Origin of the sequence: Catenulispora sp. GAS73 (assembly GCF_041262085.1) — a bacterium.
GTDB lineage: Bacteria > Actinomycetota > Actinomycetes > Streptomycetales > Catenulisporaceae > Catenulispora.
In genome coordinates, this window is sequence record NZ_JBGCCM010000029.1 from 1 (window position 1) to 25,488 (window position 25,488).

Genomic DNA, 25,488 nt, shown 5'->3' on the forward strand with positions numbered 1-25,488 from the left:
GAGCCGCCGAGCCGCCGAGCCGCCGAGCCGCCGAGCCGCCGAGCCGCCGAGCCGCCGAGCCGCCGAGCCGCCGAGCCGCCGAGCCGCCGAGCCGCGCAGCTCGCATTGGCCGACGTGTCGCGCGCCGGGCCGCCTTCGCAGCCCTCCCCACTGATGTGCCGCTGATTGACGTCCCCGCCGCAGTGCATCGTGCCCGTACCGCGCCCGCGTTGCGCTGCGGCGGGGCCTGCCCGCGCAGCACCGGCTCTTGCCCTGCTGTGCCCGCGCCGCGCCGCGCCGTCCGTGTCCGCGTCGCACGGCTCGTGCCGCACGGCCCGCACCGGCCGCGCCGCGTCTCACCGCCCGCACCGACGCACCGCGCCGCCCGCACCGCGCTGCTCGTGCCTCACCGCCCGCACCACACCGCACCACATCAGCCATTCGGCGTCGTCTGCCCGCGCGGCGCCCAGGGCAAAACACCGCAGTGGGCGACATGAAGCGCACTCAAGCGCGATGGATACCAGCAGTGGCGGTCGGTGCCGCCGTGGCCGCGGCGGTGACTGGTGCCGTGTGGGCGCACTATTCGTCGAGTTCCGCGTCCGGGCAGCCGCTCGCTGCGTCGGCGGCGTCGCGGCACGGTGCGAAGTCCGGCGCGGGCACCCCGGCGCCCGCAGCAGCAGCGCCGGCCCCGCACACCTACCCGCTGCAGGCCCCGCTCGTCGCGCCCGCGTCTCGCGCCTTCCCGAGCGAGGGCCAGTGGCGCGTCCTCGCCACCGACTCGCGCGGCGAGCCCGTGGTGCAGGGCACGCTCCTGCACGCCGCGGGGACCTCGGCGCCGGTGGCGATCGCGTGGATCAAGGAGTCGGCCGCGCGCTTCGAACTGCATCCCGGCTATGCGCAGCCCGGCGGGAGCTGGTCGCAGCCCGACATGCTGCCGCGCGGTCGGCGGGATGGGCTCATCGCCACCTGGAATGGCGGCTTCCTCATGGGGGACTCGCAGGGCGGCTTCTACCTCGACGGGAAGCAGTACGGTCCGCTTGTTCCCGGTGTCGCGGCCGAGGTGTTCCGGCGTGATGGCTCCTTCACCGTCGGGGTGTGGGGTCGCGACGTCAAGCTCGACTCCGACGTCGTCGGGGTGCGGCAGCAGCGGCAGTTGATGATCGACGGCGGCCGGATCGCCGGCGACATCGACTCGCTCTTCACCTGGGGCGTCACTGACGGCGGCGCCACCTATGTCCGCCGGTCCGGGGTCGGGGTCACCGCTGACGGGGACGTCGTCTTCGCGCTCGGTCCGACGATGTCGCCGCGCTCGCTTGCCACCGCGTTGCAGCAGGCCGGGGCGGTGCGGGCGATGGAGCTCGACATCAACATCAGCTGGCCCTCGTTCATGGCCTACGACGCCTCCGCCAACCCCGGCGATCCGCGCCCCTTCAAGTGGGGCGACTATCCGCGCCCCGCCGAGCGGTACTTCAGCCACTCGGCGCGCGATTTCGTCGCGGTCTACGCTCGCGCCACCGGCGCGCAGGGCGGGTGCGTGGATGCGTCCGGGGCGCCGCGTTCGCGACCGGGCGGCGACACGCTCGTTGCACCGCTGGCCTGCTGAAGCGCCGCTACCGAAGAGGTAAGGCGGGGGAATCAGCATGCTGCGAAGAGGAAAACAGCCGGCGTGACCCCGGTCACATCCCTGCCTTCCGAGTGACGGCGTCATAACCATTACCCCGCGGCAACTAAGCTCTAGGTTATGGCGGAGTACATTTACACCCTGCGCAAGGCGCGTAAGGCCCACGGCGACAAGGTCATCCTCGACGACGTGACCCTGTCGTTCCTTCCTGGCGCGAAGATCGGCGTCGTCGGTCCGAACGGTGCGGGTAAGTCCACCGTGCTGAAGATCATGGCCGGGCTGGAGACGGCGTCGAACGGCGACGCCAACCTCGCCCCCGGCGCCTCCGTCGGGATCCTGCTGCAGGAACCTCCGCTGGACGAGACCAAGAACGTCCTGGAGAACGTCCAGGAGGCCGTCAAGGAGACCCTGGACCTGCTCAAGCGGTTCAACGAGATCGCCGAGCAGATGGCCACCGACTACTCCGACGAGCTGCTCGCGGAGATGGGCAAGCTGCAGGACGAGCTCGACCACCGCAACGCCTGGGAGCTGGACTCGCAGATCGAGCAGGCGATGGACGCCCTGCGCTGCCCGCCCGGCGACGCCGACGTCAAGATCCTCTCCGGTGGCGAGAAGCGCCGCGTGGCGCTGTGCAAGCTGCTGCTGGAGGCGCCCGACCTGCTGCTGCTCGACGAGCCCACCAACCACCTCGACGCCGAGTCGGTGAACTGGCTGGAGCAGCACCTGGAGAAGTACGCCGGGACCGTGGTCGCCGTCACCCACGACCGGTACTTCCTGGACAACGTCGCCCAGTGGATCCTGGAGCTCGACCGCGGCCGCGCCTACCCCTACGAGGGCAACTACTCGACGTACCTGGAGACCAAGGCCTCGCGTATGCGGGTCGAGGGGCAGAAGGACGCCAAGCGGCAGAAGCGCCTGAAGGAAGAGCTGGAGTGGGTCCGCTCCAACGCCAAGGCGCGCCAGGTCAAGAGCAAGGCGCGACTGGCTCGGTACGAGGAGATGGCCGCCGAGGCGGACAAGATCCGCAAGCTCGACTTCGAGGAGATCCAGATCCCGCCGGGCCCGCGTCTGGGCAGCGTCGTGATCGAGGTCAACGACCTGGTCAAGGGCTTCGACGACCGGGTCCTGATCGACGACCTGTCCTTCACGCTGCCGCGCAACGGCATCGTCGGCGTCGTCGGCCCGAACGGCGCCGGCAAGACCACGCTGTTCAAGACCATGGTCGGCATGGAGCAGGCGGACGGCGGGTCGGTCAAGATCGGCGAGACCGTCTCGATCTCCTACGTCGACCAGAACCGGGCCGGCATCGACCCGAAGAAGAGCTTGTGGGAGGTCGTCTCCGACGGCCTGGACTACATCAAGGTCGGCCAGGTCGAGATGCCCTCGCGGGCCTACGTCTCGGCGTTCGGCTTCAAGGGCCCGGACCAGCAGAAGCCGGCCGGCGTGCTGTCCGGCGGCGAGCGCAACCGGCTGAATCTGGCGCTGACGCTCAAGCAGGGCGGCAACCTGCTGCTGCTCGACGAGCCGACCAACGACCTGGACGTGGAGACGCTGACCTCGCTGGAGAACGCGCTGCTGGACTTCCCCGGCTGCGCCGTGGTCATCTCCCACGACCGCTGGTTCCTGGACCGGGTCGCCACGCACATCCTGGCGTGGGAGGGCGACTCGAAGTGGTTCTGGTACGAGGGCAACTTCGAGGGCTACGAGAAGAACAAGGCCGAGCGCCTCGGCCCGGAGTCGCTGCGCCCGCACCGTGCCACCTACCGGAAGCTGACGCGCGACTGATGACCGGCACCGCCGAGACGAGCACGACGACCGACACCGCTTCCCCGCGCCCGGGCGCGGGCCCGGCTCCCGAGCACCGGGGGCCGGGGAAGCGGCACGTCTACCTGTGCCCGCTGCGGTGGTCCGACATGGACGCCTACCAGCACGTGAACAACGTGGTCTACCTCCGGTACCTGGAGGAGGCGCGGGTGGACTGGATGTTCCGCCGCGCCTCCGAGGCCGGGGTGAAGGGCTTCGAGACGTTCGGCACGGTCGTGGCAAAGCACGAGATCGAATACCGGCGCCCGCTGGTCTACCGCCCGGAGCCGGTGCGGGTCGAGGTCTGGGTGACCGGCATCCGCGCGGCCAGGTTCACCGTGGCCTACGAGGTCTGCGACGACGAGGGCGTCTACGCGACCGCCAGTTCGGTGCTGGTGCCGTTCGACATCGCCGGGAACCACCTGCGGCGGCTGTCGCAGGTCGAGAAGGACTATCTCGCCGAGTACTACACCCCGGAGCAGGCGTGAACACTCAGGCGTCGGCGCTGCTGCTGGCAGGCGCGGATGAGGCCGCCGACCTCGGCGGATACCTGACCCGGCTGCTGCGGTTCGACAAGGCCGCGGCGGTGCGGGTGGTGGCGTCGGGTTCGGCGATCGGGGTGTACGGACGGCCGCCGTTCGACGTGCTGACGCTGCGCACGGTGGCCCTGGGCCCCGGCGAGCCCGCGGCCGAGCCGGACCTCGCTGCGGATGTGGACGTCACCGTCTCGGCCGGGGACCTGCTCCACGCCATAGCCGACGACGGTTCACTAGCCCTGCCGCGTCCGCTGGCCGGGGCGACCGCGTGGACCGGCTTCCTGCCGCCGCGCGCCGGCTGGCAGACGGTCGGCGAGCTGCCGGTCGCGGAGGTCGAGACCGCCGCGCTGGCCGGCATCGCCGATTTCAAGGTGCGGGCCGAGGCGATTCCGGATCAGCGGCGGACCCGGGCGGCCGTCGACAGCATCGCCGCGGAGATCTGGGATCAGCCGCTGACGTTCGGGCTGCCGGTGCGGGCCGCGCACGCCGCCCGGGCGATGGCTTTCCTCGGGCAGGCGCAGTCCGCGTCGGCGGTGGTGCGCACGGCCGGGCGGTGGCTGCGGCTGGACGCGCCGTTCGGGACGGTCGTGGTGCGGACCGGGTCCGGTCTGCTGGCCTGAGGGTCTGGTCCAGGCTCGCCGGCCTGCTCAGCTCTGTCGCGTGAACCGCAGCTTCACGCCTATCTCGCCCTTGGCGGCGATCATCCCGAGCTGGTTCCACGTCATCCCGAAGTCCGCACGGACGTAGGGGATGGTCGCGGTCAGCGTGACGGAGTCGCCGTGCCGGTCGGCGTGGGCGATGAACTTCAAGGGCTTGACGGTGTCACGGAGCGTCAGCGTCCCCTCGACCTGCACCTCGCTGCTGTCCGGGGTGACCGGGCCGATCCGGTCGGCGACGAACTGGAACGTCGGGTGGCGCTCGGCGTCGAAGAAGTCCTTCGAGTGCAGGTGGGTATCGCGCTTGCCCAGGCGGGTGCCGAGGGAGCCGGAGTCGACGGTGACGGTGCCCGTGCCGGTGCCGTCCTCGTTCAGCACGCCTTCGGCGCGGACGGTCTTGAACACGCCGCGGACCGTGGCCAGGCCCCAGAACGTCTTGTGCCGGACGACCACTTCGTGTCCGGAGGGGTCGAGGGTCCATTTCTCGCTCATGGCGGGCTCCCGGTGGGGTCGGTGGGCGGATAGGTAGCTCGTAATCTTCTCGCCAGCAATTAGCTAGCTGGCGAGATAGTAGCTCGGTGGCCTATCCTGGTCAACGTGAGCGGGACTGATGGGCACAGCGACGGGGACGGGGCCTGCCCCTCGATGGCTGACCTGGCGCTGCTGCGGCAGTGGAACCAGCTTCAGGGGGCGTTCCGGCGGCTGAACGGGCGCCTACTCGACGACGTCGAGGCCAGCACGGGAGTGTCGCCCTCGGCGTTTCAGGCGCTCTGGTACCTGGTCGGCAGCCCGGAGCGCACGGCGAAGATGAGCCAGCTCTCGGCGGTCCTGGGCTTCTCGACGGCCGGCACGACGAAGGTCGCCGACCGGCTCGCCGAGGCCGGGATGATCGAGCGCGGGCCCTCGGCGGCCGACCGCCGGGTGATCCTGGTGACGCTGACCGAGCACGGGATGGCGGTCGCGAGCGAGGCGATCCGCACCTTCCTCGGGGCGCTGCGCGAGCGCGCGGTCGGGCCGATGGGGGAGGACGGGTTCGCGGGGCTGGTGGCGGCGGTGGCCGGGCTTGATCCGGGCGGCGGCGGGGAGTGCTGACGCGGGCTGGCCGGCGGAGCCGACTACTCGGCCGGGCGCTCGGTCAGACGGTGACGCCCCTGGCGTGCCGCCGACTCGCTGGGTTCTCGGGCGTACCGTTGCCGGAGGCGACTTGGAAGTGCAACTCGCGCCCTACCCCGCCGCCCGAGCCTTCCGCTGCCGCTTTGCCAAAGGCATCAGCGCCATGTCCTCCGCGCTGACCTTCAGCCGCTTGTACCCGTACCCCCGCTCGGCGAGCCACTGCTCGGCCTTCGCCTGCGCCCGCTCGCCGGCCGCGACGATGTCCTCCTCGCGCTCGCCGTGCTCCAGGTACCGGAACGTGAAGAACGGCCGCATCGCCAGGTCGTACGTCAGCCGCCCCTCCGCGGTGAACGCCGCGTTCAGCACGTCGTGCTCCGCCGCCTCGGCCAGCAGCGCCGCGCGCTGGTCGTCGGTCAGGGCGTCGAAGGAGCCACGGACCATGACCCGGAAGGTGCGTTCGCTCATGGCGCCGACGATAACCCGCCCCGACCGGCGCCACGAGTGGATTTCTACTCGGCGTTGACCATGCTGTGCGCGGCGCGCACCAGGTAGTCCCACAGCTCCGCCGCGTACAGCGGCGGCAGTTCGAGCTCGTCCACCGCCACCCGCATGTGGACCAGCCACGCGTCGCGCGCCGCGGGGTCGACCTTGAACGGGAAGTGGCGCATGCGCAGGCGCGGATGCCCGCGTTGGTCGGAGTACGTGGTCGGCCCGCCCCAGTACTGCTCCAGGAACATGCGCAGGCGTTCCTCAGCAGGTCCGAGGTCCTCCTCCGGGTACATCGGCCGCAGCAGGGGGTCGGTCGCCACGCCCTCGTAGAAGCGCGCTACCAGCTTCCGGAAGGTCGGCGCGCCGCCGACCGCCTCGTAGAACGTGACGGGTTCTTCGCGATCACTCACGGGCCCCATTGTCCCACCGCTCAGGGGCCGGGTTCTATGCTTCATACATGCCGGGGGAGTCAAAAGCGCTGGATACGGGGTTCGTCAAGCAAATGCGAGGGATTGATCGCGCGGATTTCCCGATACAGACGTCCCGTGAAGAGACGTTGCAGGACCTCGGAGATCTCTCTGTAGAGCCCCTCGAAACGCAAGCCGAGGAGCATCCAGAGACGCAGCTAGAGGAGCCGCAGACCAAGATCGCGCGCTTCGCGCCCTGGCTCATAGCAACCGGCGCCTTCACCCTCTATGCGCTGATCTCCATCCTCCGCTACGAACGCCGCGAATCCATGTCCTGGGATCTCGGCATCTTCACGGAAGCGGTCCGCGGCTACGCGCACTTCCAGGCGCCCATGGTCGGCATCCGAGGCCAGGACATGAACCTCCTCGGCGACCACTGGCACCCGATCCTGATGCTCCTGGGCCCGTTCTTCCGCGTCTTCCCGACGCCGATCACCCTCCTCGTGGGGCAGTCCTTCCTCCTCGCCGTGGCCGCCGTCCCGCTCACCAGGACCGCCATCGACCTCGTGGGCCGCCACCAGGGATACGCCATAGGGATCGCCTACGGACTGTCCTGGGGCGTCGTCCAGGCCGCGAACTTCGACTTCCACGAGGTGGCCTTCGCGGTCCCCCCTATAGCGTTCAGCCTCTGTGCCTACATCCGCGGCGAGTACCGCAAGACCATCCTGTGGGCGCTCCCGCTGCTGTTCGTCAAAGAAGACCTCGCGCTGTTGGTCCCGATCATCATCGCCTTGGTCGTGGCCCGCACCCGCTTCAGCGGCCGCCGGGTCACCCAGGGAGCGACCCTCGTCTCGGGTGTCGCGCTGGGGGTCCTGACGACCTCCTTCCTGGTGAAAGTCGTCATACCGCACTTCAACCCCAAGGGCGTCTACGAGTACTGGAACGAGGGCGGCTGCCTGGACCCCACAGTCCATGCCGGCGTCGGCAAGCTCCTCACCTGCGTGCCCCAACAGTTCATGAACGGCATCGGCGACAAAGAGCGCACAATCTTCATGACGCTCGTCCCGGTCGCCTTCATCGCGCTCCGCTCCCCGCTGGTCCTGCTCGCGGTCCCGGCACTGGTGGCCCGCTTCGTGAACGTCATGCCGTCCTACTGGGGCACGGACTTCCACTACAGCGTCGTGCCGATGGTCGTGGTCTTCGCCGCCGCGGTACACGGCCTGGTCCTGATGAAGGAGTCCCGCGAGCAAGAGCGAGAGCGGCCGCAGACCTGGCTCCGCTCCCTGGGCGACGCCCAACTCAGGCACGGCGCCGTCGCCATGCTCGCGATGGCCGCGGCGCTGACGCAGTCCTTCCCGCTCCAGGACCTGCTGCACCACCAGACCTGGTTCCCCAGCGCACGTGCCCAGGCCATAAAGCGCGCCGAAGCGAAGGTCCCCTCGGGAGTCACCGTGGAGACCACCATCGAGATGCTGCCCGCGCTTGCGGCCCGCACGCAGACGCAGTGGATCGGCAACCCGAACATCATCGATCCGCCCGAATACGAGGCCTTCGACCTGGATCGCACAGGCTGGTACGGGCAGTCCTCCCCGCTGGAATTCGTCCGCACCCGGCATCCGAGTTACGACTACGAAGAGGTGTTCGCCGACAGTGTGAACAACGTTTACGTGTTCAAACGGATCGGCTGAGCACACCCGACGACCGCGTGAGAGGATCGCGTCAGGAGCTTTCGACTGTTGCAAGGAAGAAGGTAGGGACACCCATGGCGACTACGCGCAAGGCCGACACGCACTGGGAGGGCAGCCTCCTCGACGGCAAGGGCAACGTCACGCTGGCCTCGTCGCACAGTGGCACCTTCGACGTCACCTGGGCGTCGCGCGCCACCGAGGCGGCGGACCAGACCAGCCCCGAGGAACTCATCGCGGCCGCGCACGCCACCTGCTACTCGATGGCGCTGTCGCACGGCCTGGCCGGGGCCGGCACCCCGCCGGAGAAGGTCGACACGCACGCCGAGGTCGACTTCCAGCCCGGCGAGGGCATCACCGCCATCCGCCTCGTGGTCCGCGCCTCCGTGCCCGGCCTGAGCGCCGAGGACTTCCAGGCCGCCGCCGAGAACGCCAAGGCGAACTGCCCGGTGTCCAAGGCGCTGGCCGGCGTTCCGTCGATCACGCTGGACGCCGCTCTCGTCTGAGCCGATCGGTTGGCGAGCGGTACAGAGAACGAACAATGACTTGGGCCCCTGTCGCTATGACAGGGGCCCAAGTCATCTCAGGAGACGAACCCCGGCGTGCCGGGGCCCGTACATCTACCGCCGGGCCAGCTCGTCGAGCCCCAGCAGCACCGCGCCGTGGATCGGCCGCTCTTCCGCCACGGTGAGCACCGCGCGCGGCGCCCGCTCGGCGAACCGCCGGTCGATGCCGGCCGTCAGCAGCGGCTGCCGGGCCCGCAGCACCCCGCCGCCGAGCACCACCTCGGCCTCGGAGTCCATCAGGTCCAGCCGACCCATCGCGGCGAACGCCAGCGCGCAGACCTCGTCGGCCAGCCGCTCCACGATCGACAGCGCCACCTCGTCGCCGAGCCCGGCGACCTCGAACACCAGCGGCGCCAGCTCGCCGAACCGGTCGTCGGCGATCCGGCCGAAGTGGATCGCCTCCACCAGCTCGGCCATCGAGGCGCAGCCGAAGTACTCGGCCACCGCCTTGCGCAGCACCGTCGGCGCCCCGCGGCCGTCCTCGGCGCGCACCGCGTACCAGTGCGCGGTCTCGCCGATGCCCGGGCCGCCGCCCCAGTCCCCGGAGACCGTGCCGATCGCCGGGAACCGCGCGTGTCGGCCGTCCGGGGCGATGCCGACGCAGTTCATGCCGGCCCCGCAGACCACGGCCACACCCCAGGGCCGCGACGTCCCCGAGCGCATCAGCGCGAACGAGTCGTTGTCGACGACGGTGCGCTCGGCCCAGCCACGCCCGGCGAACTCCGCGGTCAGCGCCTCGACCTCGACCGGGAAGTCCGCCCCGGCGACGTAGGCGGCCAGCAGCTCGGCCACCGGCTGGTCGGCCGGCAGCCCGAGCTCGGCGCGGATCAGCGCCACGCCCTGTCCGGCCACCGACACCGCCCCGGCCATGCCGTCCAGGTGCGGCGTGAAGCCGCCGACCTGGACGCAGGCCAGGACCGTGCCGTCCGCCGTCGCCAGCGCCACCTCGGTCTTGCTGTTCCCGCCGTCGATCGCCAGGACGGCCGCCCCGGTCACGCCCACGGCAGGAAATCGCGGTTCTTGGCGACCAGCGAGTCGGCCAGCTTGTCCGCCAGGTCGGCCTGGCCGATCAGCGGGTGCGCGAGCATCGCGGTGCGGACCCGGTCCACGCCGCCCTTGATCGCGGCCTCCACGGCCAGCTCCTCGTAGGCGGAAACGTGTCCGATCAGGCCGCGGTACAAGGGCTCGATCGGCGCGCGCAGCGGTGCCGGGCGGACCCCGGAGGCGTCGACGATCGCGGGGACCTCGATCACCGCGTCGTCGGCGAGGAACGGGAAGGTGCCGGCGTTGCGGACGTTGACGACCAGTTCTTCGCCGAGGTCGCCGTGCAGCGAGGCGAGCAGCTCGACGGCCGCCTCGGAGTAGAAAGCGCCGCCGCGCTTGCTCAGCGCCTCCGGCTTGGTGTCCAGCGTCGGGTCGGCGTACTGCGCCAGCAGCTCGGCCTCCACCGCCGCGACCGCCTTGGCCCGGTTCTCGCCCTTGGCCACCTGGTCGATCTGCTCCTTGACCACGATGTCGTGGGCGTAGAAGTAGCGCAGGTAGTAGGAGGGGATCGCGGCGAGCCGGCTGATCAGCTCGGCCGGCAGCTCGATGTCGTGCGCGACCTCGTCCAGCGCCTCGTCGAGGTACTTCGGCAGGAAGTCCGTGCCGTCCAGGTAGAACCCGCGCTCCCATGTCAGGTGGTTGAGACCGACGTGGTCCAGCTTGATCCGCGACGGCTCCACCCCCAGGTGCGCGGCGGCGCGGCGCTGGAAGCCGATGGCCACGTTGCACAGCCCGACCGCGCGGTGCCCGGCGTCCAGCAGCGCGCGGGTGACGATGCCCACCGGGTTGGTGAAGTCGATGATCCAGGCCTGCGGGGCTATTCGCCGGACGCGCTCGGCGATGTCCAGCACCACCGGCACGGTCCGCAGCGCCTTGGCGAAGCCGCCGGCCCCGGTGGTCTCCTGGCCGACGCAGCAGAACTCCAGCGGGAAGGTCTCGTCGACGTTCCGGATGGTCTGCCCGCCGACCCGCAGCTGGATCAGCACCGCGTCCGCGCCCTCGACGCCGGACTCCAGCCCGTCAAGCCCAGAATGTGTGGTGACCGCGCCCGGATGCCCCTGCTTGGCGAAGATCCGGCGGGCCAGCCCGCCGATCAGCTCCACCCGGTCCGCGGCCGGGTCTATCAGGGCGAGTTCGGTGAGCGGCAGGGTGTCGCGCAGCCGCGCGAAGCCGTCCACCAGCTCCGGCGTGTACGTCGATCCTCCGCCTACGACGGCGAGTTTCATGTCAGGCTCCTGTCCCGGTCCATGGCGTCCATACGCGCGGCTACACCCCGCGGTTGAAGAGGTCTTCGCGTACCGTCCGCAGCGCCGCGTGGATGGCTCCGGCCAGGACCGGGTTGCCCTCCACGGTGGACACCGCGAGCGTCGGGCGGGGGACCGCCACCGCGTGCAGCTCGTGCGTGATCAGGTCTTTGAGGAGGTCGCCGCCGGCGCGCAGGGTGCCGCCGGACAGGACCACGAGCGAGGGGTCCAGGACGGCCAGGACCGGGGCCAGCCCGCGCGCGGTGCGCTGGGCCAGGGTGGTCAGCATCGCCGTGTTGCCGGTCTCCACCGCGCGCCGGACGGCCTCGGCGTGGTCGTCCACGCGGATGCCCTGCTCGCGGGCCAGCTGCAGGACGGCCGGGCGGCCGGCGATGTTCTGGAAGGTGTTCTTCACCGGTTTGGCCGAGCGGGCCAGCGGGTCCTGCGGATCCAGGGCGACCGGCATGTAGCCGATCTCGCCCGCGCCGCCGGTCGCGCCGCGCACGAACCGGCCGTCCTGCACGATCGCCAGCCCGATGCCGTTGCCCATCCAGAACACCACGAAGTCGTCGGCGCCGCGGGCCTGGCCCAGGTGCTGCTCGGCGATGGCGGCGAGGTTGACGTCGTTCTCCACCTCGACCCGCACCCCCAGCAGTTCGCGCAGCCGGCTCAGATTGCCGCCGTGCCAGCCCGGCAGGTCGCGGGCGAAGCCGAGCTGCCCGGTCTGCGGGTGCGGGGCGCCCGGGACGCCGATCACCACATGCCGCACCGCCTCCGGGGCGACCCCGGCGGCCTCGGCGGCGCCGTGCAGGGCGTCGCGCACGCGCTCCACGCTGCCGGCCGCGCTGCGCCCGACCACCGGCACCTCGAACTCGCCGACCACCTCGCCGGCCAGGTCGGCGACGGCGGCGGTGACCCGGGTGTGGGTGACGTCGACCCCGCCGGCGTGGCCGGCGCTCGGATTCACGGCGTACAGCTGCGCGCTGGGTCCGGGGCCGCCGGCGGCGGTGCCGGCCGGGACGATCAGGTCGGCGGTCAGCAGCCGGTCGACGAGCTGGCTGGCGGTGGGCTTGGACAGTCCGGTCAGCGCGCCGATCCGGGTGCGGGTGAGCGGTCCGTGCTCCAGGAGCAGCTCCAGGGCCGACCGGTCGTTGATGGACCGCAACAGGCGGGGGGTGCCGGGGGTGGTGTCAGGATTGGCCACGGCGGCATTCTCCTCCCCGCTTCCCGGTGCCGGTGGGCATCTATTAGGAAAGTTTACTAACGAAAAGGCAGGTTAGCGGTCCTGCTCACACTCGTCAAGAGTCTTTCCCCGGCGGGGCCGATCAGGCCGCCGACCACCCCGACCACCTCGCGACGGCCACCGCGACCGCCGGCCCCTGCGGCGGCGTCGCGCGGTACTGCGCGTACTTCCGCTGGAACGCGGCGAGCACGTCGGGCGTCAGCGGGCTGACGCTTGCGGTGCCGTCCGCGCGGGCCCACCACAAGGCGTCCCAGTCGGCGTCGTAGTACTCCGTCAATAAGGAGACGTGCGGGTTCGCCGCGATGTTCCGCAACCGCTTCAGATCCGTGCTGCGCTTGGGCTTGTGGTCCACCACCAGCGCCAAGCCGCCGTCGATCTCGGCGAACACTACCGGGACCAGATGAGGGACGCCTGAGGCGTCCGCGGTGGCCAGGATCGCGTGCGGTTGCCGCAGGAAAACAGTGCGGGCTTCCTCAGGGGTCATGCCCCCATCAGAGCAGGCCCTGGGCCATCGCCTTCGTCACCGCGGCGGTTCGGTCGTCCACGCCGAGCTTGCCGAACACCCGGACCAGGTGGGTCTTCACCGTCGCCTCGCTGATGAACAGCTCGCGCCCGATCTCGGCGTTCGCCATCCCGCGCGCGACCAGCGCCAGCACCTCGCGCTCGCGCGGGGTCAGCGGCTGCGCGGCGGGTTGGCGCATGCGGCTGACCAGCTTGGCGGCCACCGCCGGGGCCAGGACCGTCTCGCCGCGGGCGGCCAGCCGCACCGCCTCGGCCAGGTCCGCGCGCGGGGTGTCCTTGAGCAGGTAGCCGGTCGCGCCGGCCTCGACGGCCCGGACGATGTCGGCGTCGGTGTCGTAGGTGGTCAGGATCAGCACTTTGACGGCCGGGGCCGCGGCGGCCAGCCGGGCCGTGGCCTCGACGCCGTCCATGCCGGCCATCCGCAGGTCCATCAGGACCACGTCGGGCACCAGCTCCAGCGCCAGGCGCACGGCCTCGGCCCCGTCGGCGGCCTCCGCGACCACGTCCAGGTCCGGTTCGGCGGCCAGCATGCCGGTCAGGCCGGCGCGGACCACCGGGTGGTCGTCGACGATCAGGACCCGGAGATTCGGGGGAGCGGAGCCGAGGGGGGACTCAAGGCCGGCTGAGGTCCGTGCTCTGGCCGGGCCTGCCGCCGACCCGGCTGATCCTGTTGCGGCCTGCCCCGCAGCTCCCGCAGCCCCCGCACGCGCGCCGTCACTCATAAGGCACCTCCGCCTCCACTCGGGTCCCGGCGCCGGGCGCGCTGGCGATCGTCAGGGTTCCGCCGACCTGCTCGACGCGCTCGCGCATCGAGCGCAGTCCGAAGCCTTTGCCCGGGGTCTCGGGCATGCCGGCCCCGTCGTCCTCCACGGCCAGTGTCAGCCGCTCGGCGCCGTAGGTCAGCCAGACCGTCACCGTCGCGGCCCGCGCGTGCTTGCGGACGTTCGCCAGCGCCTCCTGCGCGATCCGCAGCGTCACCACCTGGACGTTCGCGGTCAGCGTGCGCGGGCTCCCGCCGATGTCGACCGAGGTGGCCACCCCCAACTCCTCGCCGATCCGCGCCGCCGCCCGCTGCAACGTCGCGTCCAGCGGCAGCCCGGCGGTCGGGTCGCCACGTCCTTCGGTGTGCCAGATCAGGGCCCTGGCCTCGGCCAGGTTCTCGCGCGCGGTCCGGGCGGCCAGGTCCAGGCGCTCGCGGGTGGTGGCCGGATCGGTGTCCAGCGTGGCGTCGGCGGCCTGGATCAGCATCAGCAGGCTGGTGAACCCCTGCGCCAGGGTGTCGTGGATCTCGCGGGCCAGCCGCTCGCGCTCCTCGCGCACTCCGGCTTCGTGGTGGGCCCGCTCCAGTTCCTCGCGGGTGTCCTCCAGCTCGCGGATCAGCGCGCCGCGCCGGTCGTTGTCGTTCAGCATCTCCACGAAGAAGCCGCCGATGAACAGGTTGATCAGCAGCGCCGACCCGGCGGTAAGGACCCAGCCGGCCAGGCCGCCCCAGCTCACGCCGCCCCGGAGCAGGATCGGCAGGGTCAGCACCGCCGCCGCGCCGGCCATGGTCGCCAGGCCCCGGACCCGGAACCCGGTCAGCGGCGAGAACTGGGACAGGACGATGCTCGCCAGGAAGGTCAGGCTGGGATCGACCCAGGTCAGGACGAAGGAGAGCACGGAGACGACGGCCAGGTGGTAGAAGACCGTCTGGCGGGGGGCCCGGTCGAGCAGCCAGGGGTATTCCAGCAGGAGGTACGAGGCCGACATCGCGGCCACCAGGACCAGCAGCCACAGCGGCTGCTTGCCGGTGAACACCAGCACCACGCTGACCAGCAGTGCGAAGTGCCAGGCCACGGCCCACAGCCGGGCGATGCGCGTCCACGAGCGGAAGGACTCGCGGCTGTCCTCGGCCACCGTCGGGCTGGTCTCGGCCCCGGAGCGGCCGGAGCGGTCGGAGCACTCGGAGCGGTCAGCCGGCCCCGCGTCGGCGCCACCGTCGGCCCCGACGCCGATCTGGCTCGCCGCCGCCGGGACACCCGCCTGCGCGGACACCGGGACGGCGACCGGGCCGTCGGGCCCTGTCGCCGTCCCCGCGCGCTCGGTCACCCGTCGTCCCTCCCCCGCCAGCTGAACGTCTTCAGGCACAGCACCAAGCCGATCACACACCAGGCCGCCAGCACCAGGGCGAGCCGCTCGTGCTCCCAGGACCCCGCGGCCTCGACGGCCTTGAACGAGTCCGGCAGGAACACCGACCGCATCCCCTGGCACAGCCACTTGATCGGGAACATCGCGCCGATCTCCTGGACCGGCTTGGGCAGCTGCGAGAACAGGATGAACACCCCCGAGACGAACTGCAGCACCATGATCGGCAGCCACACGATCGCCGAGCCGTTCTCCGACCGGATCAGGCCGCTCAGCCCGATCCCGAGCAGGCTGCACGCCGTGCAGCCGAGCACCAACACCCAGGCGAAGGTGAGCCACGGGCCCGGCGAGGCGGGCAGCTTCAGCCCCATCACCGTCACCCCGACCAGCAGCATCACGGTGACCTGCGCGATCGTCGCGGCGAGCACCGAAGCCACCTTGCCCAGGAAGTACGAGGCGGCGGGCATCGGCGTGGTCCGCAGCCGCTTCAGCGCCTTGGTGTGGCGCTCGGTGGCGACTTGGAACGCCAGGTTCTGCAGCGCGCCGTTGATGACGCACATGCCGATCATCCCGGTCGCGTAGACCTGCTGGTAGGTCGCCGACGTCCCCTCGATCCGGCCCCGGAAGATCGAGCCGAACAGCAGCAGCATCACCACCGGGAGCGCGAAGGTGTAGATCAGCAGCCCGGTGTTGCGGGTCAGCTGCAGCACCTCGACGGCCATCCGGACCCGGCCGATCCGCCAGATCTCGCTCAGCGTGGCGCGTTGTCGTTCCACGGCCTCGGTCGTCCCGGCCGCGGCCCCCACCGTCTCGACCGACTGCCCCGCCATCGCGCTCATCGCGCACTCTCCTCGTCTGCCCCGATCAGCCCCAGATAGATGTCCTCCAGCGACGGCCGCACGACTGACAGCCCCGGGATCTCGCCCCGGAACAGCGTCGAGAGCTCCGCGACGAACCGCGTCGGTTCCGTGGTGTGCTCCTCGCAGCGGCGGCCGTCCTCCTCCCAGGACACGATCGCGGCGGCCCGGTCCCGGCCGCCGAGCCGCTCCGGCGCGTTCACCTCGACCAGCCGGCCCTCGGCCAGCACGCCGACCCGGTCGGCCAGCGCCTCGGCCTCGTCCAGGTAGTGCGTGGTGAGCAGGATGGTGGTCCCGGCGGTGCGCAGCGAGCGGATGAGCTCCCAGAACTGCCGCCGCGCGGCCGGGTCGAAGCCGGTCGTCGGCTCGTCCAGGAACAGCAGCTCCGGACCGCCGACGATGCCGAGCGCCACGTCCAGCCGCCGCCGCTGGCCCCCGGAGAGCCGCGAGGTGAGGGTCCGGGTCTGCTCGGTGAGCCCCACGGCCGCGATCACCTCGGCGGCGTCGCGCGGGGCCGGGTAGTAGGCGCCGAACTGCCGCACGGCCTCCCCGACCCGCAGCGTCGTGAAGTCCTTGGCCTCCTGCAGCACGACCCCGATCCGGGCCTGCCACCGGTGGTCCGCCCGGGCCGGGTCCACGCCCAGCACCGACACCTCGCCCGCGTCGCGCCCCCGCAACCCCTCCAGGATCTCCACGGCGGTGCTCTTGCCCGCGCCGTTCGGTCCCAGCAGCGCGAAGACCTCGCCGACGGCGACGTCCAGATCGACGCCGGCGAGCGCCGCGGCGTCCCCGTAGTTCTTGCGCAGTCCCCTGACGCGCAGTGCTGTGGTCATGCCTCCTACGGTGGCCCCGCAGGCGGGCACGGCACGAGGTGCTACCGGTTGAACCCGGGGGTCAACCGTTCGATGGACTCTTCAGGGGTTGCGGCACGACCGGAAGCGCTTCCTCGGCGCCGTTGGTCCCGCTCGCGGCGGTGAGGCCGACCTTCACCCCGGCCTCGTCGAAGGCGACGAGCAGCCGCGAACGCAGCTCCCGCGCCACCTCGGAGCTGGCGCGCGGAGCGGTGCGCATGCTGACGCGCATCATCATGTGGTCGCCCTCGATGGACTCGATGCCCGCCACGGTCGGCGCCTCGGACAGGAAGCTGTCCTTCCACATCGGGTCCTCGAACAGCTGGTGCGCGGTCTCGACCATGATGTCGCGGACCCGGGAGGGGGCCTCGGTGTAGGAGACCGGCACGTCCACGATGGCGCGCGCGTGCCCCTGCGACTGGTTGCCGATCCGCTTGATCGTGCCGTTGCGCACGTACCAGACCACGCCGTCGATGTCGCGCAGCTGCGTGACCCGCAGCCCGACCTCCTCCACGGTGCCCCTGGCGTCGCCGGCGTCGATGAAGTCGCCGACCCCGTACTGGTCCTCCATGATCATGAATATCCCGGCGAGCAGGTCGGTGACCACGTCCCGGGCGCCGAAGCCGATCGCCACCGACAGGCCGCCGACCGAGGCCAGGATCGGCCCGGTGGAGATGCGCAGCTGCTGAATGATCATCAGCGCCGCGATGATCATGATGGTGACGCTGGCGATGCTGCCGAGCACGCCGCCCAGCGCCCGGGTGCGCTGCATCCGGCGCTCGGCGCCCATCAGCAGCCCGGACTCCAGGAAGCGGCCCGGCTTGGACTCGGCGCGCATCGCGGCCTTGTCCACGGCCCGCTTGATGAAGGTCAGGGTGACCTTCCGGATGATCAGCGAGACGACGATGATCGACACGATCGCGATCGTGTCGGAGACGATCACTCCCGAGTGGTCGCTGAACCAGTTGCTCACATGCACCACCTTCGTTGTCATCGAGTCGGTCGGGCCGGGCGGCGGATCGCCGGGCGATCCGGGCGTCGCGGCCTTGTGCGCTGCGGCGAGAGGGGAAACTGCGACGGACACGTGGTTCGGGGCCTCACGGGGTCATGGAGATGACGTACGAAAACATCGCCACATTAGAGGATGCGTATGAGCGGAAGTACGTCGTTCGCTATCAGCGCGAGGTGATCCAGGTCGTCGAGGTCGAAGGTGCGCAGGTAGACGCGGCGCGCGCCGGCGGCGTGATATTCGCCAAGTTTTTCGACGAGCTGTGCCGGCGTCAGCCGCAGCACGACCTGGTTCGCCGCGGCCTTCCGGCTGATCGCGTCGGCCCGCCGCTCGATCTCCGCGGCGGTCCGTCCGCAGGCCACGACCAGCGTCACGGACAGCGTCAGGGTGCCGGGATCGCGCCCGATCTCCTCACAGGCCTCCCGCACGCGGACATAACTGTCCGCCACCTGGTCGGACGGCCGGAAGTTCGAGTTGTACTCGGACGCGTACACAGCGGCCAGCCGCGGCGTCCGCTTCGGCCCGCGGCCGCCCACGATGATCGGCGGATGCGGGTACTGCGTCGGCTTGGGGAGCGCGGGGGAGTCGGTGAGTTCGTAGTGCTCGCCCTTGAACGAGTACGCCTCGCCGAGCGGCGTCCGCCACAGACCGGTGACTATCCGCAGCTGCTCCTCAAGCAGGTCGAACCGGCGGTCCGGGAACGGGATCCCGTACGCGGCGTGCTCGGCGGCGTCCCAGCCGGTGCCCAGCCCCAGCTCGATCCGGCCGCCGGACATCTGGTCCACCTGCGCGACCTGGATCGCCAACGGCCCCGGGAGGCGGAACGTCACCGGCGTCACCAGGGAGCCCAGACGGATCCGCTTCGTCTCGCGCGCCAACCCGGCCAGCGTGGTCCAGCAGTCGGTGGGCCCCGGCAGACCGTCGGCCGCGCCGCCGGCCCGGTAGTGGTCGGACCGGAAGAAGCCGCCGAAGCCCAGGTCCTCGGCGGCGCGCGCGACCCGCAGCAGGGTGTCGTAGGCGGCACCCTGCTGCGGCTCGGTGAGTACTCGAAGATCCATACGGTCAGACTTCCACGCCCGCCCCCGTGACTTCCAGTCCCAGCTGGGCGGCGAGGAAGGCCCACATGTCGGCGTAGACGCCCACGACCTTGGACACGCTGCGGCCCGCGTGTCCGGCCTCGGACTCGCGGCGCAGCAGTACCGGCCGGTCCGCGATCGGGGCCGAGGTGGCGTGCTGGAGCGCGGCGGCCAGCTTGCGCGCGTGCAGCGGGTCGACGCGGCTGTCGCTGTCGAAGACCGGGAACAGCGTGGCGGGGTAGGCCGTGCCCTCGTGCACGTGGTGGTACGGCGAGTAGGCGATCAGCCAGCCGAACTGTTCGGGGTCCTCGACCGTGCCGTACTCCTCGTTCCACGTGACGCCGAGCCCGAACCGCTCATAGCGGATCATGTCCAGGAGCGGCGCCCAGCAGACCACTGCGGCGTACTTCTCAGGGTGCTGGGTGAGCGCCGCGCCGACCAGCAGCCCGCCGTTGGAACCGCCGAAGATACCGAGCTGGTCGCGGGTCGTGACGCCGTTCTCGACCAGCCAGTCGCCGGCGGCGTGGAAGTCGTCGAAGACGTTCTGCTTGTTCTCCATCATCCCGGCGCGGTGCCACTCCTCGCCCTCCTCCGAGCCGCCGCGCAGGTTCGCGACGGCATACGTGCCGCCGGCCTGCACCCAGGCCAGGATCCGTGCGCTGTAGGCCGGAGTCTGTGGGACGTTGAAGCCGCCGTAGCCGTAGAGGATGGTCGGCTTGGGGCCGGCGGTGTCAGGGCCGCTGTCCGCGTCGCTGCCGGGCTCGCGCTCGCCGCCGTCGATGACGAACATCCGCACCGCGGTGCCGTCCTTGGCCGTGTACGTGACTTGCCGGGTGCGGACCTCGGGGATCTCCACCTCGCCCGGCGTCCCCTCCCACAGCGTGGTCCGGCCGGTGCGGGCGTCGAAGTGGCGGATCTGAGTCGGGGTGGTGAAGTCGGTGTAGGCGAACCAGATCTCGTGGGCGCCATCGGTCCGGGTGCCGAGCCCGGACAGCGTGCCCAGGCCGGGCAGAGGGATCTCGCCGACCTTCTCGCCGGTGCGGGCGTCGTGCAGCGCCAACTCGCCGACCGCGTGCCGGGTGCGCGCCACGACCAGCAGCGGCCGCTCCAGCTCCGGGCCGTCCAGCAGCGTGTAGGAGTCCAGGACTGCCTCGGGGTCCTCTGGGATCAGCTCGCGCCAGTTCTCATACACGAGGTCGCCGGCCGGGGCCACGCAGATCCGGCCGCGCGGTGCCTCCCGGTCGGTCCAGATCAGCGCGCTGCCGGCCAGCGGGGAGTCGGCCTCGCAGATCGCGACCGCGGTCAGGTTGTCCAGCCCGACCTGCACCGGGACCAGCGCGGGGCGCTCGGGGGAGCTCGTGGTCAGGTCGGCGACGTAGAGGTCGTTGCGCGGGGCCGTGCCGGCGTGCATGTCCACGGTCAGCCACCGGCCGTCCCGGGTGACCGAAGCACTGTAGTAGTTGGTCTTGGGCTGGCCCTCGCCGAAGATCTCGATATCGTCCGCGTCCGGGTCGGTCCCGACCTTGTGCAGCTTGACGCGCCGGTGGTACTGCTCGTCGCCTTCGGGAACCGTGTCGGGGTGCGGCTTGCGGACGTAGTAGTACGCCTCGCCGCCGGGCAGCCAGCCCACTTCTGTATAGCGGGCCCGGGTGATCGGGCCGTCGAGCCGTTCAAGGGTGACCACGTCGATCACGTAAAGGACCGACTCCTCGGTCCCGGCCTCCGAGATCAGGTAGGCCAGGCGGTCGCCCTCCTTCGACGGCTGCCAACCGTCCAGCGTCGTGGTGCCGGACGGGTCCAACGCCGCCGGGTCGACCAGCACCCGCTCGGTGCCGTCGGCGTCGACCACGAGCAGCACCGCGTGCTCCTGGCCGGGCAGCCGCCGGGTCAGGAAGCGCCGCTCGCCGCACCAGAAGGGCGCCGAGACGTCCCCGGTGCCCATCAGCGCGGTCAGCCGCTCGGCGAACGCCGGGGTGGCGGTCCAGCCCTGCCGCGCTTCGGCGAACAGCGTGTCCTGCGCCGCGCTCCACGCGACGGTCCTGGAGTCCTCGGGGTCCTCCAGCCAGCGGTAAGGGTCGGGGACGTCACGACCGTGCAGGTGGTCCACCGCGGCGACGCGCTCAGCCTGCGGGTAAACAAAGGACGACATGCCTCAGAAGACTATGTCTTGTGGTCGATCTGTGTTAACCCACTCGTGACACATGATTTTGAAGATGTGCGTGAAATCTGGTAGCGCGGGAACCACAACAGCGGACAGACTGGATCTACCCGTGAGCCGATCCGTGGACACGCGCTCCGACGTGCGATGATGCGCCTGCTGAGGCATCAGCCGCACCGAGGGGTGCGTTGGAAGCGGGGCGGAAACGTTAGCTCCGGCGCGAGCCACGCGTCGGACTCGGTCAGGAGGCACCAGTGCCGCACGCACTTCTTTTGAACGCTTCATATGAGCCGTTATGCGTCGTGAGCCAACGCCGCGCAGTGGTTCTGATCCTCAGCGACAAGGCCGTCACCCTTGAGGGATCCGGCGACCTGCTCCACGCGGCCACCTGGTCGATGCCCGCACCCTCGGTGATCCGTCTGACCCGCTACATCAGGGTCCCGAACCGCCGGGCGGTGCCGCTCACGCGGCGGGCGATCTTCGCTCGCGACGGTGGCCGGTGCGTCTACTGCGACGCGCCCGCGACCAGCATCGACCATGTGATCCCGCGCTCGCGCGGCGGACAGCACGCCTGGGACAACGTCGTCTCGGCCTGCCGGCGCTGCAACCACGTGAAGGCGGACCGTCCTTTGCCGGACCTGGGGTGGCGCATGCGCAAGCCCCCGGCCCAGCCGGCCGGTTCGGCTTGGCGGATCCTGTCCTCAGGAAGACAGGACCCGCGCTGGTCGCCTTACCTTGAGGCGTATGGCGGTGAGGCTAAAGGGTCAGGGCTGGAGGGCGCGTTCGCGGCCGCCTGACCTGAATCTCTATAGCGCACACCGCGCAGGAGCCGCTCCCGGGTTCGCCGGGGGCGGCCCCTGCTTTTCGGGCGTGAGACCACGTCAGATACCGTGGAGACGTGAAACCACCGACCACCCCCGAAGCGCGGACGCGCCGGGCGTTGCGTACGGCGACCCTCGGCTCGCTGGCGGCGGTCCCCCTGCTGCTGGCGTCCCCGGCGTTCGCCCTGCACAGGGACGCGGGCGACGACCCCGGCCCGGGCATGTCCGCCGTCGCCACCATCCTCGTCTACATCGGCATCCCGGCTGCGATCTTCTGCGTGATCGCGCTGCTGGTGATGGCCCCGTCGATCGCCCGTGGCAGCCGCTACCGGCCGCACCAGCTGAGCTGGTGGGCGGCGCCGGTCTGGTTCGGCGGCCCGCGCGACGAGCACGGCGACTCCGCCGAGCGCGCGCTGACCGGCACCTCGCTGAAGGAACTCGTGGCCTACTCCGAGGCCCTGACCGAAGGAGGCGCCAGTGCCCGCTGGTGACGCTTTCACCGCCGGCCAGGAGCAGGACATCGCCAAGGCGATCGCCACCGCCGAGCAGCAGACCGGCCTGACGTTCTCGGTCTACGTCGGCTCCGTCGAGGGCGACCTGCGCGCCCAGGCGGTCCGGCTGCACCGGCAGCTGCCCGACGCTGACGACGCCGTGCTGGTCGTCGTCGACCCGCGCCGCAACCAACTGCAGATCGTGACCGGCGTGGACGCCAAGCGCCGGGTCGACGACCGCGCCGCCGGCCTGGCCGCGGCCGCCATGGCCTCCACCTTCGCGCTCGGCGACCTCGCCGGCGGCCTTGTCAACGGCCTGGGGTCGCTGATGGAGCACGCGCAGAAGGCTCCGGTGCTGCACGCCGACCAGCCGTAAGCGGCTGTAGGCAGCGGTAAGCAGCCCCACGCGGCTGCGTCGGCGCTCGTCCGCGAGCATCTGGCAGCTTGGAAGTCAGGTACGTCAGGTACATCAGAAAGCGGCCCGGGCGGGTCTCCCCGCCCGGGCCGCTTCGTGTCTCCGGGGTCTCCCGGGCCGGCTCACCGGATTCAGGCCGCCGAGCGGTCCTTCTCCTGAGCCTTCAGGCAGCGCCCGATGGTGTCCGCGGCCTCCACGATCAGCCGCCGCAGCGCCGGCACCGGCTGCGCGGTGTCCAGGAACGCCTGCGTGGCGTCCAGCGTGGCCTGCTCGATCACGAAGGTCGGGTACAGGCCGGTCGCGATCTGCGTGGCGATCTCGTGAGTGCGCGAGTCCCAGGCGCCCTCGACCGAGGCGAAGTACTTCGCGACGTACGGCTTGAGCAGCTCCTCGCGCTTGTCCGCGGGCACCGACTGGAAGCCGCCGATCACCGAGGCGACCGTGTGGTTGGCCAGCGTGTCTCCGTCCACCACCGAGGCCCACGCCTCGGCCTTGGCCTCGGCGGTCGGGCGCCCGGCGCGGGCCTGCAGCGCGTAGCGCTCGCCGGCAGCGGTCTTGTCCCGCTCCAGCTCGGCCTCGATCTCCGGGGCGTCCGCCTTGCCGCCGACCACCAGCGCCATCAGCAGCGTCCAGCGCAGCTCGGTGTCGACGGTCAGGCCCGGCAGCGTCTGCGAGCCGTCCAGCAGGCCGGCGACGTAGGCCAGCTGCTCGTCGGTCACCGCGGTGCCGGCGAAGGAGCGGGCCCAGGCGAGCTGGAAGTCCGAGCCGGCCTCGGAGGCCTTCAGGTGCTCCCAGGAGGCGTCGGCGAGCAGGGCCTGGCCGGTCGGGCGCCAGGCCGGGTCGGCGAACAGCTCGACCGAGGACTTGGCCTGCCGCTGCAGCAGCTGCGCCACGCCGATGTCGGACTCCCGGCCGATGCCGCCGAGGACCAGCTTGAGGTAGTCGCGGGCGGCCAGCTCGGCGTTGCGGAGCATGTCCCACGCGGCGCCCCAGCACAGGGTGCGCGGCAGCGACTCGGCGAAGTCGCCGACGTGCCGCACCAGGGTCGCCATCGAGTGCTCGTCCAGGCGGATCTTGGCGTAGGTGAGGTCGTCGTCGTTGAGCAGGACCAGCGCCGGGCGGGCCTTGCCGATCAGGTCGGCGACCTCGGTGCGGGCGCCGGTGACGTCCAGCTCGACCCGGTCGGTGCGCTCCAGGGCGCCGTCCACCAGGTTGTACAGGCCGATGGCCAGGCGGTGCGGCCGGAGTGTCGGGAACTGCTCGGAGAAGCCCTCCTGCTCCACCGTGAACGAGGTGAAGTTACCGGCGGCGTCGACCTCGTAGACCGGCCGCAGGGTGTTCGGCCCGGCGGTCTCCAGCCAGGCCTTCGCCCACTCCTTCAGGTCGCGGCCGGAGGTCTCCTCCAGCGCGCCGAGCAGGTCCGCGAGCGTGGTGTTGCCCCACTGGTGGCGGTTGAAGTAGGAGCGCACGCCCTCGAAGAAGTGGTCGTCGCCGACCCAGGCCACCAGCTGCTTCAGGACCGAGGCGCCCTTGGCGTAGGTGATGCCGTCGAAGTTGACCATCACGTCTTCGAGGTCGCTGATCTCCGCGACGATCGGGTGCGTGCTCGGCAGCTGGTCCTGGCGGTAGCCCCACGACTTCTCGCCGTTGGCGAAGGTGGTCCAGGCGTCCTTGAAGCGGGTCGCGGCGGACTGCGCGTAGAAGGAGGTGAAGGTGGCGAAGGACTCGTTGAGCCACAGGTCGTTCCACCACTGCATGGTGACCAGGTCGCCGAACCACATGTGGGCCATCTCGTGCAGGATGACCTCTGCGCGCTGCTCGTAGGCGGCGTCGGTGACCTTCGAGCGGAAGATCATCTCCTCGCGGAAGGTGACGCAGCCGGCGTTCTCCATGGCCCCGGCGTTGAACTCGGGCACGAAGAGCTGGTCGTACTTGGCGAACGGGTAGTCGCGGTCGAACTTCTCGGTGAAGAAGTCGAAACCCTGCCCGGTGACCTCGAAGATCTCCTCGGGGCGCAGGAACTCGGCCAGCGAGGTGCGCACCGCGACGGACAGCGGGATCTTCTGGCCCCGCCGGGTGGTGTGCTCGGAACGTGCGACGTGGTACTTCCCGCCGACCAGCGCGGTGATGTACGAGGAGATCCGCGGCGTCGGCTCGAACGCCCACACGGCCGTGCCGTCGCCGCGCGACTCCGGCGCCGGGGTGGGGGAGTTCGAGAAGATCTGCCACGAGTCGGGGCCCTGCACGGTGAACGCGAAGGTGGCCTTCAGGTCCGGCTGTTCGAACGCCGCGAACACCCGCCGCGAGTCCGGCACCTCGAACTGCGTGTACAGATACGCCTCGCCGTCCACCGGGTCGATCATCCGGTGCAGGCCCTCGCCGGTGTTCATGTACGCGCAGTCGGCGACCACCAGCAGCTCGTTGTCCGTCTGCAGGTTCGACAGCGCGATGCGGCTGTCCTTGAAGGCCTCGGCCGGATCGACCGGCTGCCCGTTCAGCGTGATCTCCCGCACGTTCGGGGCGATCAGGTCGATGAACGTCGAGGCGCCGGGGGTGGTCGCCCGGAACCGCACCTTGGTGGCCGATGTGTAGGTCTTCGCCTCCGGATCGGGGGCGCGGGTCCAGTCCAGACTCACGTCGTAGGACTGGACCTCCAGCAGCGCCGCGCGCTCCTGGGCTTCTTCGCGGGTCAGATTAGTACCGGGCACCCTTGCACGGCTCCTTGTCGCTTCGAGTCGAAATACTTGCCATCGATCCTTGCACGATCGCCCTCGTGGG

General features: G+C 70.9%; 25 protein-coding genes. 10 read left to right on the top strand and 15 right to left on the bottom strand.

The window, feature by feature from the left end; translation table 11 throughout:
- Positions 1-505: 505 nt before the first annotated feature.
- The 4 genes from ABH935_RS35370 (at position 506) to ABH935_RS35385 (ending at position 4,559) form a co-directional block, all read left to right on the top strand.
- Positions 506-1,582: a phosphodiester glycosidase family protein gene (locus tag ABH935_RS35370; RefSeq protein ID WP_370382322.1), complete on the top strand. Its 1,077-nt coding sequence runs from the start codon at positions 506-508 to the stop codon at positions 1,580-1,582.
- A 138-nt stretch (positions 1,583-1,720) separates the two neighbouring features.
- Complete coding sequence (gene ettA / locus ABH935_RS35375; RefSeq protein ID WP_370382323.1) at positions 1,721-3,385, top strand: energy-dependent translational throttle protein EttA; 1,665 nt, start codon at positions 1,721-1,723, stop codon at positions 3,383-3,385.
- On the top strand, positions 3,385-3,891 hold the full coding sequence (locus ABH935_RS35380) for an acyl-CoA thioesterase (RefSeq protein WP_370382324.1): 507 nt from the start codon (positions 3,385-3,387) through the stop codon (positions 3,889-3,891). Before ettA ends, ABH935_RS35380 begins: the two co-directional genes overlap by 1 nt.
- Positions 3,888-4,559, top strand: coding sequence for a hypothetical protein (locus ABH935_RS35385; RefSeq protein ID WP_370382325.1), 672 nt, complete (start codon positions 3,888-3,890; stop codon positions 4,557-4,559). The genes ABH935_RS35380 and ABH935_RS35385 overlap by 4 nt, the downstream gene beginning before the upstream one ends.
- 27 nt (positions 4,560-4,586) lie before the next feature.
- Here the strand turns inward: ABH935_RS35385 and ABH935_RS35390 are convergent, their stop codons facing one another.
- Positions 4,587-5,087 carry a YceI family protein gene (locus ABH935_RS35390; RefSeq protein ID WP_370382326.1) on the bottom strand — a complete coding sequence of 167 codons (501 nt, stop codon included), beginning with the start codon at positions 5,085-5,087 and terminating at the stop codon, positions 4,587-4,589.
- Between the two features lie 105 nt (positions 5,088-5,192).
- On the opposite strand from ABH935_RS35390, the gene ABH935_RS35395 reads away from it, so the two are divergent.
- Complete coding sequence (locus tag ABH935_RS35395) at positions 5,193-5,687, top strand: MarR family winged helix-turn-helix transcriptional regulator (protein WP_370382327.1); 495 nt, start codon at positions 5,193-5,195, stop codon at positions 5,685-5,687.
- Positions 5,688-5,819: 132 nt separating this feature from the next.
- On the opposite strand, the gene ABH935_RS35400 is transcribed toward ABH935_RS35395, so the two are convergent.
- Both ABH935_RS35400 and ABH935_RS35405 read right to left on the bottom strand, forming a co-directional pair.
- The gene (locus ABH935_RS35400) at positions 5,820-6,173 is read right to left on the bottom strand and encodes a DUF6204 family protein (protein ID WP_370382328.1); all 354 of its coding nucleotides are present in this window, start codon (positions 6,171-6,173) and stop codon (positions 5,820-5,822) included.
- 44 nt (positions 6,174-6,217) lie between these two features.
- On the bottom strand, positions 6,218-6,616 hold the full coding sequence (locus tag ABH935_RS35405) for a globin (RefSeq protein ID WP_370382329.1): 399 nt from the start codon (positions 6,614-6,616) through the stop codon (positions 6,218-6,220).
- Between the two features lie 83 nt (positions 6,617-6,699).
- Here ABH935_RS35405 and ABH935_RS35410 point away from each other — a divergent pair, with 83 nt between their 5' ends.
- Together ABH935_RS35410 and ABH935_RS35415 are read left to right on the top strand one after the other, a co-directional pair.
- Positions 6,700-8,292 carry a DUF2079 domain-containing protein gene (locus tag ABH935_RS35410; RefSeq protein WP_370382330.1) on the top strand — a complete coding sequence of 531 codons (1,593 nt, stop codon included), beginning with the start codon at positions 6,700-6,702 and terminating at the stop codon, positions 8,290-8,292.
- Positions 8,293-8,366: 74 nt separating this feature from the next.
- Positions 8,367-8,795 carry an OsmC family peroxiredoxin gene (locus ABH935_RS35415; RefSeq protein ID WP_370382331.1) on the top strand — a complete coding sequence of 143 codons (429 nt, stop codon included), beginning with the start codon at positions 8,367-8,369 and terminating at the stop codon, positions 8,793-8,795.
- A 114-nt stretch (positions 8,796-8,909) separates the two neighbouring features.
- Here ABH935_RS35415 and ABH935_RS35420 read toward each other — a convergent pair whose 3' ends face one another.
- The 11 genes from ABH935_RS35420 to ABH935_RS35470 all read right to left on the bottom strand — a co-directional run bounded on the left by ABH935_RS35420 (position 8,910) and on the right by ABH935_RS35470 (position 20,974).
- Positions 8,910-9,857, bottom strand: coding sequence for an N-acetylglucosamine kinase (locus ABH935_RS35420; RefSeq protein WP_370382332.1), 948 nt, complete (start codon positions 9,855-9,857; stop codon positions 8,910-8,912).
- Complete coding sequence (locus ABH935_RS35425; RefSeq protein WP_370382333.1) at positions 9,848-11,125, bottom strand: 6-phospho-beta-glucosidase; 1,278 nt, start codon at positions 11,123-11,125, stop codon at positions 9,848-9,850. The genes ABH935_RS35420 and ABH935_RS35425 overlap by 10 nt, the downstream gene beginning before the upstream one ends.
- A gap of 40 nt (positions 11,126-11,165) precedes the next feature.
- On the bottom strand, positions 11,166-12,347 hold the full coding sequence (locus ABH935_RS35430) for an ROK family protein (protein WP_370382334.1): 1,182 nt from the start codon (positions 12,345-12,347) through the stop codon (positions 11,166-11,168).
- 121 nt (positions 12,348-12,468) lie between these two features.
- Positions 12,469-12,870: a TIGR03668 family PPOX class F420-dependent oxidoreductase gene (locus ABH935_RS35435; protein WP_370382335.1), complete on the bottom strand. Its 402-nt coding sequence runs from the start codon at positions 12,868-12,870 to the stop codon at positions 12,469-12,471.
- A gap of 7 nt (positions 12,871-12,877) precedes the next feature.
- Positions 12,878-13,630: a response regulator gene (locus tag ABH935_RS35440; RefSeq protein WP_370382336.1), complete on the bottom strand. Its 753-nt coding sequence runs from the start codon at positions 13,628-13,630 to the stop codon at positions 12,878-12,880.
- Complete coding sequence (locus ABH935_RS35445; RefSeq protein WP_370382337.1) at positions 13,623-14,996, bottom strand: sensor histidine kinase; 1,374 nt, start codon at positions 14,994-14,996, stop codon at positions 13,623-13,625. Before ABH935_RS35445 ends, ABH935_RS35440 begins: the two co-directional genes overlap by 8 nt.
- Positions 14,993-15,871, bottom strand: a complete 879-nt coding sequence (locus tag ABH935_RS35450) for an ABC transporter permease (RefSeq protein WP_370382338.1) — start codon at positions 15,869-15,871, stop codon at positions 14,993-14,995. Before ABH935_RS35450 ends, ABH935_RS35445 begins: the two co-directional genes overlap by 4 nt.
- Positions 15,868-16,722 (bottom strand): ABC transporter ATP-binding protein, encoded by an 855-nt coding sequence (locus ABH935_RS35455; RefSeq protein ID WP_370382339.1) that lies wholly within the window; start codon positions 16,720-16,722, stop codon positions 15,868-15,870. The genes ABH935_RS35450 and ABH935_RS35455 overlap by 4 nt, the downstream gene beginning before the upstream one ends.
- A 61-nt stretch (positions 16,723-16,783) precedes the next feature.
- On the bottom strand, positions 16,784-17,713 hold the full coding sequence (locus ABH935_RS35460) for a mechanosensitive ion channel family protein (protein ID WP_370382340.1): 930 nt from the start codon (positions 17,711-17,713) through the stop codon (positions 16,784-16,786).
- A 164-nt stretch (positions 17,714-17,877) separates the two neighbouring features.
- Positions 17,878-18,807 (bottom strand): LLM class F420-dependent oxidoreductase, encoded by a 930-nt coding sequence (locus tag ABH935_RS35465; RefSeq protein WP_370382341.1) that lies wholly within the window; start codon positions 18,805-18,807, stop codon positions 17,878-17,880.
- A gap of 4 nt (positions 18,808-18,811) precedes the next feature.
- Positions 18,812-20,974: a prolyl oligopeptidase family protein gene (locus ABH935_RS35470; protein WP_370382342.1), complete on the bottom strand. Its 2,163-nt coding sequence runs from the start codon at positions 20,972-20,974 to the stop codon at positions 18,812-18,814.
- 263 nt (positions 20,975-21,237) lie between these two features.
- Here ABH935_RS35470 and ABH935_RS35475 point away from each other — a divergent pair, with 263 nt between their 5' ends.
- The 3 genes from ABH935_RS35475 (at position 21,238) to ABH935_RS35485 (ending at position 22,671) form a co-directional block, all read left to right on the top strand.
- Positions 21,238-21,780, top strand: coding sequence for an HNH endonuclease (locus ABH935_RS35475; protein WP_370382343.1), 543 nt, complete (start codon positions 21,238-21,240; stop codon positions 21,778-21,780).
- A 101-nt stretch (positions 21,781-21,881) separates the two neighbouring features.
- Positions 21,882-22,295 carry a hypothetical protein gene (locus ABH935_RS35480; protein WP_370382344.1) on the top strand — a complete coding sequence of 138 codons (414 nt, stop codon included), beginning with the start codon at positions 21,882-21,884 and terminating at the stop codon, positions 22,293-22,295.
- Positions 22,282-22,671, top strand: a complete 390-nt coding sequence (locus ABH935_RS35485; protein ID WP_370382345.1) for a DUF5130 family protein — start codon at positions 22,282-22,284, stop codon at positions 22,669-22,671. The genes ABH935_RS35480 and ABH935_RS35485 overlap by 14 nt, the downstream gene beginning before the upstream one ends.
- Before the next feature lie 170 nt (positions 22,672-22,841).
- Here ABH935_RS35485 and pepN read toward each other — a convergent pair whose 3' ends face one another.
- The gene (gene pepN / locus ABH935_RS35490; protein ID WP_370382346.1) at positions 22,842-25,418 is read right to left on the bottom strand and encodes an aminopeptidase N; all 2,577 of its coding nucleotides are present in this window, start codon (positions 25,416-25,418) and stop codon (positions 22,842-22,844) included.
- Positions 25,419-25,488 lie beyond the last annotated feature (70 nt).

Excerpts from the sequence above, each read along its gene's own strand:
- ettA (WP_370382323.1), top strand. The coding sequence starts at position 1,721 with ATGGCGGAGTACATTTACACCCTGCGCAAGGCGCGTAAGGCCCACGGC.
- ABH935_RS35380 (WP_370382324.1), top strand. The coding sequence starts at position 3,385 with ATGACCGGCACCGCCGAGACGAGCACGACGACCGACACCGCTTCCCCG.
- ABH935_RS35390 (WP_370382326.1), bottom strand. The coding sequence starts at position 5,087 with ATGAGCGAGAAATGGACCCTCGACCCCTCCGGACACGAAGTGGTCGTC.
- ABH935_RS35400 (WP_370382328.1), bottom strand. The coding sequence starts at position 6,173 with ATGAGCGAACGCACCTTCCGGGTCATGGTCCGTGGCTCCTTCGACGCC.
- ABH935_RS35405 (WP_370382329.1), bottom strand. The coding sequence starts at position 6,616 with ATGGGGCCCGTGAGTGATCGCGAAGAACCCGTCACGTTCTACGAGGCG.
- ABH935_RS35410 (WP_370382330.1), top strand. The coding sequence starts at position 6,700 with ATGCGAGGGATTGATCGCGCGGATTTCCCGATACAGACGTCCCGTGAA.
- ABH935_RS35415 (WP_370382331.1), top strand. The coding sequence starts at position 8,367 with ATGGCGACTACGCGCAAGGCCGACACGCACTGGGAGGGCAGCCTCCTC.
- ABH935_RS35425 (WP_370382333.1), bottom strand. The coding sequence starts at position 11,125 with ATGAAACTCGCCGTCGTAGGCGGAGGATCGACGTACACGCCGGAGCTG.
- ABH935_RS35435 (WP_370382335.1), bottom strand. The coding sequence starts at position 12,870 with ATGACCCCTGAGGAAGCCCGCACTGTTTTCCTGCGGCAACCGCACGCG.
- ABH935_RS35440 (WP_370382336.1), bottom strand. The coding sequence starts at position 13,630 with ATGAGTGACGGCGCGCGTGCGGGGGCTGCGGGAGCTGCGGGGCAGGCC.
- ABH935_RS35450 (WP_370382338.1), bottom strand. The coding sequence starts at position 15,871 with ATGAGCGCGATGGCGGGGCAGTCGGTCGAGACGGTGGGGGCCGCGGCC.
- ABH935_RS35455 (WP_370382339.1), bottom strand. The coding sequence starts at position 16,722 with ATGACCACAGCACTGCGCGTCAGGGGACTGCGCAAGAACTACGGGGAC.
- ABH935_RS35465 (WP_370382341.1), bottom strand. The coding sequence starts at position 18,807 with ATGGATCTTCGAGTACTCACCGAGCCGCAGCAGGGTGCCGCCTACGAC.
- ABH935_RS35470 (WP_370382342.1), bottom strand. The coding sequence starts at position 20,974 with ATGTCGTCCTTTGTTTACCCGCAGGCTGAGCGCGTCGCCGCGGTGGAC.